This window comes from Mycobacterium pseudoshottsii JCM 15466 (assembly GCF_003584745.1).
Taxonomy (GTDB): domain Bacteria; phylum Actinomycetota; class Actinomycetes; order Mycobacteriales; family Mycobacteriaceae; genus Mycobacterium; species Mycobacterium marinum.
Window position 1 is genome coordinate 4,770,153 of record NZ_AP018410.1, and the last position, 16,233, is coordinate 4,786,385.

Here is a 16,233-nt window from a genome sequence, read left to right on the forward strand (position 1 = left end):
CCATGGCGACCCGACACGAATACGATCGAATCCCCTATCTCGTTGCTTTCCAGAACAATTCCGGGGTCCGCGATGTTTATGGCGGACTCGCCGAGATCACCGTCCTGGAGAGCTATCTGCTCAAGCCGAAGGACAAACCGTCGGAGACCGTGCTGGTATTCATGCACCCGATCGGCGGCGGCGCATATCTGCCGATGATCAACGCACTGGCCCGCGCCGGCCACCACGTCATCTACTGCAACAGCCGGTTCCGCGGCACCGACTCGGCGCTGCTGATGGAGAAGGTGGTCGAAGATCTCGGCGAATGCATCAAGGACGCGAAGAAGCGGCTGGGCTACTCCAAGGTGGTACTGGCCGGATGGAGCGGCGGCGGCTCGCTGTCGGTGCTCTACCAGCAGCAGGCCCAGCGGCCGACACTGACGGCCAGCCCCTCCGGCGACGGCCCCGACCTGACCCAGCTGGACCTGCCCGCCGCCGACGCCATCATGTTGCTCGCCGCGCACATCAGCCGCCACGGCACGCTCACCGAATGGCTGGACGCCTCGATCATCGACGAATCCGATCCGAGCAAACGCGATCCCGACCTGGATCTCTACGACCCGAACAACCCCAACCAACCGCCCTACAGCGCACAGTTCCTCACCCGCTACCGGCAGGCTCAGATCGACCGCAACCGGCGCATCACCGCCTGGGTGAAAGACAAGCTGGCCGAACTCGAGGCCAGCGGGCGCCCCGACTCCGATGTTGCGGAGTTCTGCTTCGTGGTGCACGGCACCATGGCCGACCCGCGCTGGCTCGATCCCAGCGTCGACCCCAACGAGCGCACGCCCGGCACCTGCTATCTGGGTGATCCGCAGGTGGTGAACATGAGCCCGGTCGGGCTTGCACGCTTCTGCACGCTGCGCAGCTGGTTGTCGCAATGGAGCTACGACGATGCGCGGGGCGACGGCGTGGTAGGCGGCCGGGATCTTGCCGTCCCGGCACTGGTCATCGGTAATCTGGCCGATGACGCTTGCACGCCCAGCCACACCCGACGACTCTTCGAGGCCATCGGGCATGCCGACAAGGAGATGTACGAAATCCCTGGTGCTACTCACTATTACGCGGGCCCCGACCAGCGCGACAAGCTAGGTCAGGCCGTCGACATTGTCACCGACTGGCTGCTGCGACACGACTTTGCGAGCAGGCCATGACCGAACCCGGGGCACTGGACGGTATCCGGGTGCTCGAACTGGGCACCCTGATCGCCGGCCCCTTCGCCGGCCGGCTCCTCGGCGACATGGGTGCCGACGTCATCAAGGCGGAAGCGCCCGGCGCCCCCGACCCGCTGCGGACCTGGGGCCAGGCCGAAGTCGACGGACACCACGTGTTCTGGACGGTGCATGCCCGCAACAAACGGGCCATCACGCTCGACCTGCGCCGGCCGCAGGGCCGGGAGCTGTTCCTGGAGCTGGTCGACAAGTCCGACATCGTGGTGGAGAACTTCCGGCCGGGCACGCTGGAGAAGTGGGACCTGGGCTACGACGTACTGCGCGAACGCAACCCCGGCATCATCCTGGTGCGGGTATCGGGTTACGGGCAGACCGGCCCTGATGCCCACAAGGCCGGTTACGCGTCGGTAGCCGAGGCGGCCAGCGGGTTGCGCCATCTCAACGGCTTCCCCGGCGGACCCCCGCCCCGGCTGGCCCTGTCCCTGGGCGACAGCCTGGCCGGGATGTTCGGCGCCCAAGGTGCGCTGGCCGCCCTGTACCGCCGCAGCGTCACCGGGACGGGCCAGGTGGTCGATGTCGCGCTGACCGAATCCTGTTTGGCTCTGCAGGAGTCCACCATTTCGGACTACGACGTGGGCGGAGTGGTGCGTGGGCCGTCCGGTACCAGGCTGAAAGGTATCGCGCCGTCCAATATCTATCGCAGTGCCGACGAATCGTGGGTGGTGATCGCGGCGAACCAGGACACCGTGTTCACGCGGCTGTGCCAAGCGATGGGATGTCCGGAGTTGGCCACCGATGACCGCTTCGCCACCCACCGCGCCCGCGGCCGCAACCAGGACGAACTGGACAAGATCATCGGCGCGTGGGCCGCGCAGCGCCAACCCGATGAGATCATCGAAACGCTTTCGGCCGCGGGGGTGATCGCCGGGCCGATCAATACCGTCGCCGAAGTGGTCAAGGATCGGCAACTGCGGGCCCGCGGCATGCTGGTCGAGCACTACGACGAACGAATCGGGCGCAACGTGCTGGGCCCCGGGATTGTGCCGGCGCTCTCCGAATCCCCCGGCCAGGTGCGTAGCGCCGGGCCTGCGCGGCCGGGGCAGCACAATGACGACGTCTACATCGGCTTGCTGGGCAAGAGCATCGAAGAGCTCGAGCAGCTGCGCGCCGAGGAGGTGCTATGACCACCCACGTCACCATTCGCGAGGTAGCGCTACGCGACGGATTGCAGATCGAGAAGCCGGTGCCGTTGTCCGCCAAGCTGGAGCTGCTGGCAGCGGTGGCCGCAACCGGAGTCCGTGAAGTCGAGGCGACGGCGTTCGTGTCGCCATCGAAAGTGCCGTCGATGGCCGACGCCGCCGAACTCGCCGCGGAGCTGCACAGCTACCCCGACATCGAGTTCTCCGCGTTGGTAGCCAGTCCCAACGGGGCCAGGCGGGCGATTGCCGCGGGCTTGCACGCGATCGAATACGTGGTGGCGGCCAGCAATTCGTTCAGCATGGCCAATGTCGGACGGAGCACCGCCGACGCGACCGATCAGATCAGCGAGATCCTCGCCATCGGCCGCGACGGCGAGGTCACCGTCGAGGTGATCGTGGCCACCGCTTGGGACTGTCCGTTCGACGGGGCCGTCGCGCCACAGCAAGTTCTCGACATCGCGGCCACCGCCGTTGACCAAGGGGTGGACCGGTTCTCGATCGCCGACACCATCGGCACCGCCACGCCCGGCCGGGTCAGTGCGCTCATCGCGCAGCTGGGGCCGGTGCTCGGCGACATGCCGCTGGGCGCGCACTTCCACAACACCCGCGGCTCCGGGCTGGCCAGTGCCTATGCGGCGGTGTGCTCCGGTGTCACCCGGCTGGACGCCTCGGTCGGCGGGCTCGGCGGTTGCCCCTTTGCACCCGGGGCCACCGGAAACATCGCCACCGAGGACCTGGTGTACCTGCTGGCCGACAGCGGCTTTGCCGTCGACGTCGACTTGGCCGCCGCCATCGCCGCGGCCGAGGTGGCCAAGGCGGTTGTTGGCCATGACCTGCCAGGCGCACTCTTGCGCGCAGGAGACCGGATTCGCAGCTGATGCCCGCCCGGCAAGAGTCACGAGAACTCAGCTCCAAAGGCCGCCAGACCCGGCAGGCCATCGAGCAGGCCGCGCGCAAGCTGTTCGCCGAGCGAGGATTCCACGGAACCACGCTGGCCGACATCACCTGCGCCGCGGGCAAGTCCTCAGCGGTGTTCTACCGATACTTCACCGACAAGGAAGACCTACTGGCCGCCCTGGCGCAGTCGTTCTTACACGATGTGGTGACTCCCTCCGGGGTCAGCCTGCAACTGCCGGACTCTCCCGACGATGACACGTTCTTCACCGCGGTGGTGACCGGCTACTGGAACATCTTCAAACAGAACATCGGCATCATGATCGCCGTCGACCAACTGGCCGCCACCCAGCAGCGCTTTGCCGCGGTGCAGAACCAATTCCGGCGCTTCGGCATGGACATCATCGCCGCCTCGGTACGGCACGCGCAGGATCAGGGCTACGGAACCGAACTCAACCCGGACCACACCGCGGTGGCCATCGCGTTGTTGTTCGAGAACTTCACCTCGGTCCTGGTCGGCACCTCGGAATCCTCGGGACCCGGCGGCCTGGGTGTCACCATCACCGACGAGGACGCCATCACCACGCTGTCGCGGATCTGGAAGAAGACTCTATACGGTTTCTAGCGGCACGACAGGAGGAGATTCAACGTGGAATTCACTCTGCCAGAACATCTTCAGAGCCTACTCGCCCAGATGGACGAGTTCATCGAGGCCGAGATCAAACCGCTGGAACACGAACACATTCAATACTTCGACCATCGTCGCGAGCACGCCCGCACCGACTGGGACAACGATGGTGTCCCGCGCCGGGAATGGGAAGAACTGCTAGCCGAGATGCGCAGGCGCGCCGACCAGGCGGGCTGGCTGCGCTACGGGCTGCCGGCCCGGTTCGGCGGTCGCGACGGGACCAACCTGGACATGGCCGCCATCCGCGAACATCTGGCGCACAAAGGCCTTGGCCTGCACAACGACCTGCAAAACGAGTCCTCCATCGTCGGCAACTTCCCGCAGGTCATCATGATGGATCGCTTTGGCACCGACGCTCAGAAAAGCGAATGGACCGAGGCGCTCATCACCGGCGAGCGGTCGATGGCGTTCGGGCTGACCGAGCCGCTGCACGGGTCGGATGCCACCTGGATGCAGACCCAGGCCGAGCACGCCGGTGACAGCTGGATCATCAACGGCGCCAAGCGGTTCAACACCGGTGTGCATCGCGCGACCCACGACCTGGTGTTCGCCCGAACCTCGGGCGAGCCGGGGCAGGCCCGGGGCATCACCGCGTTCCTGGTCCCAACCGACACCGCGGGATTCAACGTCCCGTACTACTGGTGGACGCTGAACATGCCCACCGATCACGGCGAGGTCGAGCTCACCAACGTGCGCGTCCCCGATGACGCGGTGCTGCGCGAGGTCGATCGGGGCCTCGAGGTGGGCCAGACTTTTCTGCACGAGAACAGGATTCGCCAGGCGGCCAGCAGCCTGGGCGCGGCCCAATACTGTATCGACCGGGCCGTCGGCTACGCCGGCGAACGCCGCGTGTTCGGCAAGCCGCTGTCGGTGAACCAGGCCATCCAGTGGCCGCTTGTCGAACTGCAGACCGAGGCGCAGATGGTGCGGCTGCTGGTGTACTACGCGGCCTGGCATCTGGACCGAAATCACCATATGGAGGTGTCCGACAAGGTCTCGATGGCCAACTACCGCGCAAACCGACTGGTGTGCGAGGCCGCCGACCGGGCCATGCAGGTGTTCGGCGGCGTCGGCTACAGCCGGCACGAACCATTCGAGCACATCTATCGCCACCACCGCCGATACCGGATCACCGAGGGCGCCGAGGAAATTCAGATTCGCCGGGTCGCGCAGCGGCTGTTCAAGTTTGGCCAGAAGTGACCGAGTTGGCCGACCGCCTGGCCACCGTGTTGCGCCCGATGCTGGGCACCGAGGTGGCCATCGACAAGCTGCGCGCACTGACCGGCGGAGCCAGCAGGACCACCTGGGCATTCGACGCCGTTACCGGCCACCGACGCCGATCGCTGATCCTGCGCACCGGGCCGCCCGACGATGTGCACGCCGGCATGGAGCTCGAAGCCCGCGTTCAGGCCGCCGCCGCGGCCGCCGGTGCACCGGTCCCCCACGTGCTGGTCGCCGACGACTCCCCCGCCGCACTGGGCAATCCGTTCCTGATCTGCGACGAGGTCGGCGGCGAAACCATCGTCCGGCGCATCCAACGCCAGCTCGACGACGCGGGCCGGCAGCGGCTACTGGGTGAATGCGCGCAGGCGCTGGCCGCGATTCACCGCGCCGACGCCGGCGACGCCGGCCTTGTCCACGAAGACCCGGTGGCGCACTGGCGTGAACGGCTCGACGCGATGGGTGAGTCCACCGCCACCTTCGAATGGGCGTTCCGCTGGCTCGATGCCCATCGGCCGGCCGAGTCGGCACCGGTTCTGGTGCACGGCGACTACCGGATGGGGAATCTGATCGTCGAGGGATCCAGGCTTGCCGCCGTGCTGGATTGGGAGCTGGTGCACGTCGGTGCGGGATACGAGGACCTGGCCTGGTTCTGCGTGCGGGCCTGGCGGTTCGGGGCTCCGGCCAGCTACGGCGCCGGCGGGCTGGGCAGCATCGAGGACTTCCTGCGGGCCTACGAGCGGGCCGGCGGCACCGCCGTCGACCGAGGCGCTTTTCACTGGTGGCTGGTGTTGGCCACGCCGCGTTGGGGCGTGATCTGCCAATACCAGGCATGGCGCCACTTGAGCGGGCAGGCCCGCTCGGTGGAGTTGGCGACGATCGGCCGACGGGTATGCGAGAACGAATGGGATCTGCTGGACCTATTGGAGGGGGCCTGATGCGCACCGGCAACTACGGGCGTCCAACCGCGGCCGAGCTCGTGGCCGCCGTCGCCGAGTTCCTGGAGGGCGATGTCCGGGCGGCGACCGACGGCCAGGTCAACTTTCATGCCAGGGTGGCCGCCAATGCCCTGCGCATCGTCGAGCGAGAGCTGCTCGGCCCCGGTGACGCCGAGGTGCGGACCGCGCTGGGCGAGTTGGGCTTCGCCGACGAGGCCGCTCTGGCCGCGGCCATCCGGGCCGGCGAACTCGACGGTCGCGCCGAGGTGGTCATCGGGTGCCTGCGCACACTGGTGCGACATCGATTGGCAGTTGCCCACCCCGGATACGACAGCGAATAGGAGCCCGGCGCATGCCCCCACCGCCCTTATCCAGCACCGAGGCTATCACTAAGGTAGCCGACCGATTGTTCACCGCGATCGAGAACGGCGACCGGGCCGAAGTCGACCGGATGTGGAGCCCCGACATTGCGGTCTGGCGGGTCGGCGCGCGCCGGGACAACGACAAGGCGCGCGCGCTGCGGGTGATCGATTGGTTCCTCTCGGCGACCACCGAGCGCCGCTATGAAATCCTGGACCGTCGGGTGTTCAGCGACGAATCAGCCAGCGGCTTCGTCCAACAACACACGTTGCACGCGACCGGCCGAGCCGGCCAGGTGATCGCGATGCGGGTCTGCATCGTGATCAAGCTGGACAGAGATGGTGTGATCAACCGTATCGACGAATACTTCGACCCCTCCGAACTCGCGCCCCTGCTCGACTAGGGCGCCGACGAGCTCGACAACCGTGAGGAGCGATGATGACGACCCTGGAAGCTCTGCTGAGCGATCCCGACGCCCAAGGCCCATGGCATCTCGTCGCCGACCGCTCGACCATCACCTTCAAGATCAAGAACATGTGGGGTCTGCTGACCGTCAAGGGCGAATTCACCAACTTCGGCGGCTACGGCGAGTTGGCCGACCACGGCGCAGTCTCCGGTCATCTGGAGATCGAAACGGCCTCGGTGCGCACCGACATCGGCAGCCGGGACAAGCATCTGCGCTCGGCCGACTTCTTCGATGTCGAGCGTTTCCCACAGATCCGAGTGGTGGTCACCGGACTGCAGCCGACCAACGGCCGCGGGGCCGACCTGCGGGCGAACTTCACCATCAAAGGCGTCGGCGACCCGGTACCGCTGCCGGTGACAATCACCGAGTTCGGCGACGGCTCGGTGCGGATCTGCGGCGAGGCCGAAATCGATCGCGCGCAGTTTGGCCTGGACTGGAACAAGTTCGGGGTGATGGCCAGGACGGCGACCGTGTCGGCGGTGTTGGTCTTCGCCCCGGCGCGGGTCGTCTGATTCAACGCGGGTCCAGCGCACTTGCCGTGGTGCCACCCGGCGCCGGGCAACCGGAGACCAGTAGCATCTGCACCGTGGCCGACTCCAGCGAAGACCTGCGGATCCTCGTCTACAGCGACAATGTCCAGACCCGCGAACAGGTAGTGCGGGCGCTGGGCAAACGGCTACATCCGGACTTGCCCGCGCTGACCTACGTCGAGGTGGCGACGGGCCCCATGGTTTTGCGGCGAATGGACGAAGGCGGCATCGACCTGGCCATTCTCGATGGTGAGGCGACACCCACCGGGGGCATGGGAATCGCCAAGCAGCTCAAGGACGAACTGGATAACTGCCCGCCGCTGGTGGTGCTCACCGGCCGCCCCGACGACGCCTGGCTGGCCAGCTGGTCGCGGGCCGAGGCCGCGGTGCCTCACCCCATCGACCCGATTGTGCTGGGCCGAACGGTGCTGGGTCTGCTCCGCGCGCCCGCGCTGTAGCCCAAGCGCTTGGTCCGGCCCGGTGTGGCCGACCGGTCAGCAAGGCCCGCTGGGGATCCCGCGGGCGGGGGTGGTTTCCTGCGACGGCAGGGACTGTGGGAACGGCACCCGATAGGGAATTCCCTGCGGGGAGCCGGTGTAGGGATTCGGGTTCACCCCCACCGTGCCCAACCACACGTTGGGAATGCACTGCGGCAGCTTGGGCAGGGCGGCCAATCCCGGATGACTCAGGCTGGGCCGCGACGGGTTGGGCGGGACGGCGAAGTTGAATGCCGAGGTCATGTCGCCCACCGTGCTGTCGCGCCAGGGGGTGAGATTGGGGACCGGTACCGAAAACCGCTTGCTGATCAACTTCAGCTGCGAGGTGTGGTCGAACACGTCGTGGACCATCAAGCCGCCGCAGCTAAACGGCGAGATGACAATGCCGGGGACGCGATAGCCCAAGCCGATCGGCCCGCGTATGCCACCGGCCCCCGAGACCGAATTGATGTCCGGCACGGTGAGGTATTCGCCGGGAGTTCCCTCCGGCGCGGTAGGCGGAACGACGTGATCGAAAAAGCCGCCATTTTCGTCGTAACCGACGATCAGCGCCGTCTTCTCCCATACCGCCGGATTGGATAGCAAGATCCTGAGCAGGTTCACGATGGCGACGGCTCCGACGGCCGGCGGGCAGGGCTCCGGCGTTGTTGATTAGCGGGCTTGTGAGCTGGGGAATTGTGGATTGAGGAGGTCTAGGCGGCGGTTGGCGGTCAAAGCGGTGATCCGGCAGGCTTCGGCGATGTTGTCGGCGCCGTTGAGGCGGTGCAGATTGATCGCGGTGTTGCGTAGCGTTGCTAGGACCTGTGCGCCGTTTCCGGTATGTGCCCTTTGACGGTCTTCGTCGAAGGTGACGTCGCGTATCCAGTGCAGGCTGTTCTCGATTCCCCAGTGTTGACGCATCCAGGTCATGATCGCGGTAGGGCGGGCGTGCTCGAACGGCAGGCTGCAGATGGCATAGACCACCTCCACGCTGCGCTGGTCGGTGGCGGTGATCAAGCGTTCACGAGTGATCCGGATGATTTGTTTTGCGTAGGGGAAGCCGATTCCTCGTGCAGCGGTGATGATTTGCAGGGTGCGGGTCTCGACACGGCCGTGGCCGCGGGAGTCGTCGGTAGCGGCTGCGGGCACCTCGGCCCAGGGCAGCGCGGTGATACGCGCAAGTATTTTGGCTTGGTTGGACTTGACGATCATCAGGTAGTGCGACTTCAAGGTGGCGCAGATCAACTTCGCGGTGACGACCTGGGTATGCATCGCATCCACGGTGACCAGCCACCGCAAGCTACCCGGCAGCAGCGTGAGCAGGGCACGTACGCAGGGAATTTCATTGCTTTTCTCGGCGACAGCGAGTTGACCGAGCACCAATCGGGCACGGTGGGCGAACACCGACACGAGATGCGTGGCTGTCGCTTTGGCGCGTAAAGCACCACGCAGCATCTTGCCGTCCAACGCGATCGGCACCAATCCACTGGGGTCGCTGCTAGCCACGTGTGCAGTGAAGTAACTGCCCATCCTGGCGTTGAGGTCGGCGGGGTCTAGCCGAGACAAAACAGCGCGGAAGGTCTTCTCACTGGGCCGCCGGAACCGGACCCCTAATTGGGCCAACACATCATCGGGAGCGGTGGCCGCCCATGTGGCAAAACCAGCATAGCCGCGCATCCCCGCGGCAGTGGCCAGAACCGCGATCGCCAACAAAGCCACCAGCGAATACCTCCGACCGCGTGGGCCCCTCGGGTCTGGCACCGAGGCCAACACATCGAGAAACTCCGATCCGATGAGCTCGCTGCGCTCACCAGGACTCCAGCAGTCGAACACCTCTGGAACCGACGACACACGCAATACTGAAACGGTAGGCACGGGCAACTCCAGACCAACGACGAACAGTAACCAACTCGATCGTTCTCCAGATAGCCCGTGCCTACACTCCGGCCCCAATAGCGCGGCACCAAAGATCATCAACCCAGCTCACAAGCCTGCTAATCAACAACGCCGGAGCCCTGACTCAAACGCACCAACCTGACCAGGTTTCTATTTGTTCACCAATTGTTTCCATATCATTCACGTAGCAGTCGCCGAAGCTCATGGGTCCGTCCCCCGGCACAGGGCTCCGGCGTTGTTGATTAGCAGGCTTGTGAGCTGGGGAATTGTGGATTGAGGAGGTCTAGGCGGCGGTTGGCGGTCAAAGCGGTGATTCGGCAGGCTTCGGCGATGTTGTCGGCGCCGTTGAGGCGGTGCAGATTGATCGCGGTGTTGCGTAGCGTTGCTAGGACCTGTGCGCCGTTTCCGGTATGTGCCCTTTGACGGTCTTCGTCGAAGGTGACGTCGCGTATCCAGTGCAGGCTGTTCTCGATTCCCCAGTGTTGACGCATCCAGGTCATGATCGCGGTAGGGCGGGCGTGCTCGAACGGCAGGCTGCAGATGGCATAGACCACCTCCACGCTGCGCTGGTCGGTGGCGGTGATCAAGCGTTCACGAGTGATCCGGATGATTTGTTTTGCGTAGGGGAAGCCGATTCCTCGTGCAGCGGTGATGATTTGCGGGGTGCGGGTCTCGACACGGCCGTGGCCGCGGGAGTCGTCGGTAGCGGCTGCGGGCACCTCGGCCCAGGGCAGCGCGGTGATACGCGCAAGTATTTTGGCTTGGTTGGACTTGACGATCATCAGGTAGTGCGACTTCAAGGTGGCGCAGATCAACTTCGCGGTGACGACCTGGGTATGCATCGCATCCACGGTGACCAGCCACCGCAAGCTACCCGGCAGCAGCGTGAGCAGGGCACGTACGCAGGGAATTTCATTGCTTTTCTCGGCGACAGCGAGTTGACCGAGCACCAATCGGGCACGGTGGGCGAACACCGACACGAGATGCGTGGCTGTCGCTTTGGCGCGTAAAGCACCACGCAGCATCTTGCCGTCCAACGCGATCGGCACCAATCCACTGGGGTCGCTGCTGGCCACGTGTGCAGTGAAGTAACTGCCCATCCTGGCGTTGAGGTCGGCGGGGTCTAGCCGAGACAAAACAGCGCGGAAGGTCTTCTCACTGGGCCGCCGGAACCGGACCCCTAATTGGGCCAACACATCATCGGGAGCGGTGGCCGCCCATGTGGCAAAACCAGCATAGCCGCGCATCCCCGCGGCAGTGGCCAGAACCGCGATCGCCAACAAAGCCATCAGCGAATACCTCCGACCGCGTGGGCCCCTCGGGTCTGGCACCGAGGCCAACACATCGAGAAACTCCGATCCGATGAACTCGCTGCGCTCACCAGGACTCCAGCGGTCGAACACCTCTGGAACCGACGACACAGGCAATACTGAAACGGTAGGCACGGGCAACTCCAGACCAACGACGAACAGTAACCAACTCGATCGTTCTCCAGATAGCCCGTGCCTACACTCCGGCCCCAATAGCGCGGCACCAAAGATCATCAACCCAGCTCACAAGCCTGCTAATCAACAACGCCGGAGCCCTGCCCCCGGCCCAAAGCCGACCGCGGTGGCGACCCGCCCCAGTCAGTGAGACAGCTAACATCAAACCCTCTGCTGTGACCGCGCCCTCACCGGCCTGAGTGCGCTTGGGGCGCAACGCGTTAATTCCACTCGAACACTCGAGGACATGCAGTGCGCCCCACCGCCGCCGTGACTAGGATCGGCACGTGCCCTGGCAACGACCCTCGTCCCGGATACGCGAACTGATCCGGGAGGGAGCCCGCAGGGCACTCAACGCGGGACCGGAATGGATCGAGGAACTGGACCGGGAAACGGTATCGGCCAACCCGACCATCGCCAACGATCCGGTGCTGGCAAAGGTGGTCAAACGAGCCAACCGCGCCAATCTGGTGCACTGGGCGGCGGCCAACGTGCGTCATCCCGGCGCACCGGTGCCGGCCAATCTCGGCGGGGAGCCGTTGCGCATGGCCCGCGATCTAGTGCGTCGCGGGCTGGAGACCCTGACGCTGGACATATATCGGATCGGCCAATACATCGCCTGGCGGCTCTGGATCAACATCGCTTTCGATCTCACTTCCGATCCGCAGGAACTGCGCGAGCTGCTCGACGTTTCCGCCAAGTCTGTCAATGAGTTCATCGAGGCCACGCTGGCCGGCATCGCCGCATAAGTGCAACTGGAACACGACGAGCTGACCCGCGGCAACCATGCCGACCGCCTGGAAGTGGTGGGCCACCTGCTAGAAGGCGCCCCTATCAGCCGCGAGCGCGCCGAGACACGGTTGGGCTACTCCCTTATTCGAGCCCACACCGCCGCCATCATCTGGAGCGACGACTTCGACGGCGACCACAGCAATCTGGATAGAGCTGCCGACGCGTTTTGTCACGCCGTGGGATCGTCGCAAGATCTGACCGTGGTCGCCAACGCGGCTACCCGTTGGGTGTGGTTGGCCGAGGCCACCAACCTCGACATCGATACGATCGAGCAGGCGGTGGACAACGCATCGGATGCCCGAATTGCCATCGGCACCAAGGCAAGTGGAATCGAGGGCTTTCGGCGCAGCCACCTCGAGGCGCTCACCACACAACGCACCCTGGCGCGACTGAAATCCGACCAACGGGTGGCTTTTTTCTCGGACGTCCAGATCGTCGCCCTGATCACCCAAAATCCGCAAGCCGCTGACGAATTCATCACGAGCACGCTCGGTGAACTGGAATCGGCGGCTCCCGAACTTCAGGCCACGTTGCTGATGTTCATCAACGAGCAATGCAACGCTTCCCGCGCCGCAAAGCGCCTCTACACCCACCGCAACACGCTATTGCGCAGAATTGAAGCCGCACAACGACTCTTGCCGCGACCGCTGGCCCATACCTCCGTCCACGTCGCTGTCGCTCTGGAAGCACTGCAGTGGCGTGGCGACAACATCGCCAAGCTCCCCACCCCCACCAGCCAAGACGACGAAGTGCCGGCCTAGGCTCAGCCCTCTGACAACAGCTGCTTCTTGAGCACCTTGCCCAGCGCGTTGCGCGGCAACGACTCCACAATCCGCACCTCGCGTGGCCGTTTGTGGACCGAAAGCTGTTGCGCGACAAAATCGATCAATACGTCGGGATCGATACGGTCCGAACCCACGATGTAGGCCACGATCCGCTGGCCCAAATCCTCGTCAGGCAATCCGACGACAGCTGCCTCTTGAACCTCCGGATGCCCCAGTAGCACCGTCTCGACCTCCCCGGCGCCGATACGGTAGCCACCAGACTTGATCAAATCAACCGACTCACGGCCGACGATGCGATGCATGCCACCGTCGTCAACGACCGCAACGTCGCCGGTGCGATACCAGCCGTCGGCATCGAACGCCTCAGCCGTGGCCTCAGGCCGATTCAGGTAGCCATCGAACAGTGTCGAGCCCCGAACCTGCAGCTTCCCAACGGTTTCCCCGTCATGCGGGACCGGGTTGCCGTGATCATCGACCAGCCGGGTCTGCACTCCGGCCAGCGGCAGGCCCACCCAGCCCGCGCGGCGCTCGCCGTCAGCCCGGGTAGACAGGGTGATCAGCGATTCCGAAGAGCCATAGCGCTCGATAGGGCGGTGCCCGGCGAGGTGCACCAGCTGATCGAACACCGGGACCGGCAAGGCCGCGCTGCCAGAAACCAATAGCCGAGCCGGCCGTAGCGCCTCGGCGGCCGCCCGGTCCGCAGCCACCCGCGACCAGACCGTGGGCACCCCGAAATACAGGGTTCCGCCTGCTTGCGCGTATCCCGCTGCCGTCGGCTTTCCGGTGTGCACGAAGCGATTTCCAACTCGCAGCGATCCCAGCAAGCCGAGTACCAGACCGTGCACATGGTAGAGCGGCAAGCCATGCACCAAGACGTCTTCTGCATTCCATTGCCAGGCCTGGGCCAGCGCGTCCAAGTCGGCTGCAATCGCCCGCCGGCTCAGCTGCACGCCCTTGGGCAGCCCCGTGGTGCCCGAGGTGTAGATCACCATCGCAACCGAGTCCGGCGGCGGCTCGGGGTAGCGGTGCCATGATCGTGCGTGCAGACGCACCGGTATCTGCGGCAGTCCGTCGGGCTCCGCGTCCTGGGCGGGCGCCGGGCCCAGCCAGGCCACGGCGCCGGAGTCGGCCAGCATGTGGCGGCGTTCGGCCACACCGACATCGGCCGGCACCGGGACCACGGGCACCCCGGCGATCAAGCATCCGGTGACCGCCAGCACCGTCGATACGGTGGGCGTTGCCAGTACGGCAACCCGATGCGCGCCAGCGATACGCTCCGCCACCGCTGTTGCGGCGCCGAGCAGATCGCTGCGGCTGAGGTCGACGCCGTCGATACGAACCGCGTCGGCGATGTCGTCAGCCGATACGGCGGCGGGGTTCAGTGAGGCCAGCAGCACGTCAGCGAGGCTACCCGTGGCACCGGCCGCGGTCTGAACGCAGGCTAGCTCGCGGCGTGCAGAGTATGTGGCCGGGGAAACAGCGGCCGCAACACCGTCGGGGGCCGGAACAGGGCCCAGGTATCCACCGGCTGGGCCAACCGATCCGCGATGGCCCAGACCGTGGCCGGGTGATGACCGTAGCCGATGTGGCTGCTCAGCACGGCGATGTTTTCCGCACGTTCCGACGGCGTGTCGAGGCAGGTCTGCCAGGCGACCATGCCGTCGTAGCGCGAATAGATCGCGGTGCTGGGCACCGGAAGCGGTTCGGCTTCGGCCGGCAACGGCAACTCGTGTCGCTCGGCGTGCAGGCGCTGGAAGATCCTGAAGTGCCGCGCGGCCCGAGATTGGGATTCGTCTTGCATCCGGAACGGGCTGCCAAGGGTGATCACTTGACGTACCGCCTCGGGGTGACGCCGCGCCAGGGTGCGCGCGAAGATCCCGCCCAGACTCCAACCGACCAGACTGACGGGTGTGTTGTAGCGGGTGTGCAGCGCCTCCAGGCGCGCGCTCATCCCGTCCACAACCTTGCTGGTTGGGCCGATGTTGAGGCCCAGCCGCCAGCCATACGCCCGGTAACCGAGGCGGCCCAGCAGCCACCGCAGTGTCCAGGTGGAGCCGTCACCGGCCAACAAGCCGGGCAACACCAAGACCGGGTGCCCGTCACCGACCGGCAACGCCTTCTGCAGTGGGAACAGCGAAACCAGCTGCCCGTACTCGGCCACCGCGCGGGGGATGTCGCTGAGATAGAGCCCCATTTTCGGGGCACCCGCGGAGACAACGTGGGGGGCGGCAGTGGGGAATTCCACAGCCTCAGCAGCCACAGACATCGATCAAGCCTCCTCATCCCAAATCTTCATTAGCGTAGCCAGGATTTCCTCGCCGCGCCCCAGCCCGGCGAGGTGACTTTCGCCCGGTAAGTGGAACAACTCTGCATTGGGCAGTCGCGAAACGACGTGCTCACCATGGGAGAACGGGATGATGTGATCGTGGTCACCGTGCCACCAACGGACCGGTACCGACACGTCCTCGAGCCGGAATCCCCAGTCGCGGGCGAAAACGATCACGTCGTTGAACGGTGCGGCCAGCTGTTTGCGGCTTCCGTTGAGCAGATCGTCAAGAAACATGGCCTTGAACTCCGGCCGGGCGAGTAGATGCCGGTCCGCTTGCGGCGACATCAGCCCATAGACATCCAGGGCCGGGGAAGCCACCGGGCGAGCCATCCGGATCAGCACGCTGGCGCTCAGCCGTAGCGGGCTCCCACCGACTCTCAGTAGCGGCGCCACTCGTCGACCCAGGTCCATCAGGCCGCCACTGATCGCATCCGGTCCGCGGGTCGGCGCCACCCCGCCGAGCACCCCCGCTGCCACTACCCGGTCCGGCAGACCGGCAGCGCAGGCCAGGGTGTAGGGGCCGCCCCCGGACAAGCCGACGACCGCCATTTTGTCGATCCCCAGCGTGTCGGCGATGGCCCGCAGGTCGTCGGCAAAGGCCGAGACGGTCCCGTACTGGTGGGGTGTGGACGAGCCGATGCCGGGACGATCGACGCCGATCAGGCGCACGTCGTGGTGTTCGGCGTAGACCCGCGCCTCGGTTGGTATCTGCCGGCGGGCGCCCGGAGTGCCGTGGAACCAGAACACCGCACGCCCTTGCGGCGCTCCGAACTCGGCAAATCCGATCTGACGGTCTTCGCCGACGGCGATGTTTCCCTCGAGCTTGGGTCGGGCGATAGCGACGGCCATGCCCAGCAGCATCGCATGCGATGACGCGCCGATGCACCTTTTTGGTAGGGCATGCAACAATTCGATAACGAATGCCTATCAAGCGCGCTGACGCTGAGCACCGAGCCCCCTTGTC

15 protein-coding genes and 2 pseudogenes are annotated in these 16,233 nt (G+C 65.6%); 11 read left to right on the forward strand and 6 right to left on the reverse strand.

From position 1 onward, the window contains the following. The first annotated feature begins 2 nt into the window (after positions 1 to 2). The 10 genes from MPSD_RS21595 to MPSD_RS21640 all read left to right on the forward strand — a co-directional run bounded on the left by MPSD_RS21595 (position 3) and on the right by MPSD_RS21640 (position 7,965). A complete protein-coding gene (locus MPSD_RS21595) occupies positions 3 to 1,193 on the forward strand; it encodes an alpha/beta hydrolase (protein ID WP_020786337.1) in 1,191 nt (396 codons plus the stop codon). Continuing rightward, entirely contained in the window at positions 1,190 to 2,395 is a 1,206-nt protein-coding gene (locus tag MPSD_RS21600; protein WP_020786336.1) for a CaiB/BaiF CoA transferase family protein, read from the forward strand. The genes MPSD_RS21595 and MPSD_RS21600 overlap by 4 nt, the downstream gene beginning before the upstream one ends. After that, on the forward strand, positions 2,392 to 3,288 hold the full coding sequence (locus MPSD_RS21605) for a hydroxymethylglutaryl-CoA lyase (RefSeq protein ID WP_011740412.1): 897 nt from the start codon (positions 2,392 to 2,394) through the stop codon (positions 3,286 to 3,288). Before MPSD_RS21600 ends, MPSD_RS21605 begins: the two co-directional genes overlap by 4 nt. Beyond that, positions 3,288 to 3,929 (forward strand): TetR/AcrR family transcriptional regulator, encoded by a 642-nt coding sequence (locus MPSD_RS21610; protein WP_020786335.1) that lies wholly within the window; start codon positions 3,288 to 3,290, stop codon positions 3,927 to 3,929. Before MPSD_RS21605 ends, MPSD_RS21610 begins: the two co-directional genes overlap by 1 nt. A gap of 24 nt (positions 3,930 to 3,953) precedes the next feature. Further along, a complete protein-coding gene (locus tag MPSD_RS21615) occupies positions 3,954 to 5,192 on the forward strand; it encodes an acyl-CoA dehydrogenase family protein (RefSeq protein ID WP_020786334.1) in 1,239 nt (412 codons plus the stop codon). Then, on the forward strand, positions 5,189 to 6,151 hold the full coding sequence (locus MPSD_RS21620) for a phosphotransferase family protein (protein WP_086085842.1): 963 nt from the start codon (positions 5,189 to 5,191) through the stop codon (positions 6,149 to 6,151). The genes MPSD_RS21615 and MPSD_RS21620 overlap by 4 nt, the downstream gene beginning before the upstream one ends. Continuing rightward, a complete protein-coding gene (locus MPSD_RS21625) occupies positions 6,151 to 6,492 on the forward strand; it encodes a DUF6285 domain-containing protein (protein WP_020786332.1) in 342 nt (113 codons plus the stop codon). Before MPSD_RS21620 ends, MPSD_RS21625 begins: the two co-directional genes overlap by 1 nt. An 11-nt stretch (positions 6,493 to 6,503) precedes the next feature. Further along, the gene (locus MPSD_RS21630; protein WP_036426352.1) at positions 6,504 to 6,914 is read left to right on the forward strand and encodes a nuclear transport factor 2 family protein; all 411 of its coding nucleotides are present in this window, start codon (positions 6,504 to 6,506) and stop codon (positions 6,912 to 6,914) included. A gap of 35 nt (positions 6,915 to 6,949) precedes the next feature. Beyond that, positions 6,950 to 7,489, forward strand: a complete 540-nt coding sequence (locus MPSD_RS21635; RefSeq protein ID WP_020786330.1) for a YceI family protein — start codon at positions 6,950 to 6,952, stop codon at positions 7,487 to 7,489. 74 nt (positions 7,490 to 7,563) lie between these two features. After that, positions 7,564 to 7,965: an Rv3143 family two-component system response regulator gene (locus tag MPSD_RS21640; RefSeq protein WP_011740418.1), complete on the forward strand. Its 402-nt coding sequence runs from the start codon at positions 7,564 to 7,566 to the stop codon at positions 7,963 to 7,965. A gap of 36 nt (positions 7,966 to 8,001) precedes the next feature. Here the strand turns inward: MPSD_RS21640 and MPSD_RS21645 are convergent. From MPSD_RS21645 to MPSD_RS21660, 3 genes and pseudogenes are all read right to left on the reverse strand, one after another. Beyond that, positions 8,002 to 8,634: pseudogene (locus MPSD_RS21645) on the reverse strand (alkaline phosphatase family protein); the annotation flags it as partial. Between the two features lie 21 nt (positions 8,635 to 8,655). Beyond that, complete coding sequence (locus MPSD_RS21650; RefSeq protein ID WP_420811957.1) at positions 8,656 to 9,858, reverse strand: ISAs1-like element IS2404/ISMul1 family transposase; 1,203 nt, start codon at positions 9,856 to 9,858, stop codon at positions 8,656 to 8,658. A 263-nt stretch (positions 9,859 to 10,121) separates the two neighbouring features. After that, complete coding sequence (locus MPSD_RS21660) at positions 10,122 to 11,324, reverse strand: ISAs1-like element IS2404/ISMul1 family transposase (RefSeq protein WP_420811958.1); 1,203 nt, start codon at positions 11,322 to 11,324, stop codon at positions 10,122 to 10,124. Between the two features lie 326 nt (positions 11,325 to 11,650). On the opposite strand from MPSD_RS21660, the pseudogene MPSD_RS21675 reads away from it, so the two are divergent. Next, positions 11,651 to 12,916: pseudogene (locus MPSD_RS21675) on the forward strand (Rv1453 family transcriptional regulator). A gap of 2 nt (positions 12,917 to 12,918) precedes the next feature. Here MPSD_RS21675 and MPSD_RS21680 read toward each other — a convergent pair. From MPSD_RS21680 to MPSD_RS21690, 3 genes are all read right to left on the reverse strand, one after another. Continuing rightward, complete coding sequence (locus MPSD_RS21680; protein ID WP_020786325.1) at positions 12,919 to 14,337, reverse strand: acyl-CoA synthetase; 1,419 nt, start codon at positions 14,335 to 14,337, stop codon at positions 12,919 to 12,921. A 44-nt stretch (positions 14,338 to 14,381) separates the two neighbouring features. Further along, positions 14,382 to 15,134, reverse strand: coding sequence for an esterase/lipase family protein (locus MPSD_RS21685; protein ID WP_020786324.1), 753 nt, complete (start codon positions 15,132 to 15,134; stop codon positions 14,382 to 14,384). Positions 15,135 to 15,209: 75 nt separating this feature from the next. Beyond that, positions 15,210 to 16,118 carry an alpha/beta fold hydrolase gene (locus MPSD_RS21690; RefSeq protein WP_086085874.1) on the reverse strand — a complete coding sequence of 303 codons (909 nt, stop codon included), beginning with the start codon at positions 16,116 to 16,118 and terminating at the stop codon, positions 15,210 to 15,212. Positions 16,119 to 16,233: the final 115 nt, after the last annotated feature.

Coding starts and splice junctions, on each gene's coding strand:
- MPSD_RS21595 (WP_020786337.1), top strand. CDS start 3: ATGGCGACCCGACACGAATACGATCGAATCCCCTATCTCGTTGCTTTC.
- MPSD_RS21600 (WP_020786336.1), top strand. CDS start 1,190: ATGACCGAACCCGGGGCACTGGACGGTATCCGGGTGCTCGAACTGGGC.
- MPSD_RS21605 (WP_011740412.1), top strand. CDS start 2,392: ATGACCACCCACGTCACCATTCGCGAGGTAGCGCTACGCGACGGATTG.
- MPSD_RS21610 (WP_020786335.1), top strand. CDS start 3,288: ATGCCCGCCCGGCAAGAGTCACGAGAACTCAGCTCCAAAGGCCGCCAG.
- MPSD_RS21625 (WP_020786332.1), top strand. CDS start 6,151: ATGCGCACCGGCAACTACGGGCGTCCAACCGCGGCCGAGCTCGTGGCC.
- MPSD_RS21630 (WP_036426352.1), top strand. CDS start 6,504: ATGCCCCCACCGCCCTTATCCAGCACCGAGGCTATCACTAAGGTAGCC.
- MPSD_RS21635 (WP_020786330.1), top strand. CDS start 6,950: ATGACGACCCTGGAAGCTCTGCTGAGCGATCCCGACGCCCAAGGCCCA.
- MPSD_RS21685 (WP_020786324.1), bottom strand. CDS start 15,134: ATGGGGCTCTATCTCAGCGACATCCCCCGCGCGGTGGCCGAGTACGGG.
- MPSD_RS21690 (WP_086085874.1), bottom strand. CDS start 16,118: ATGGCCGTCGCTATCGCCCGACCCAAGCTCGAGGGAAACATCGCCGTC.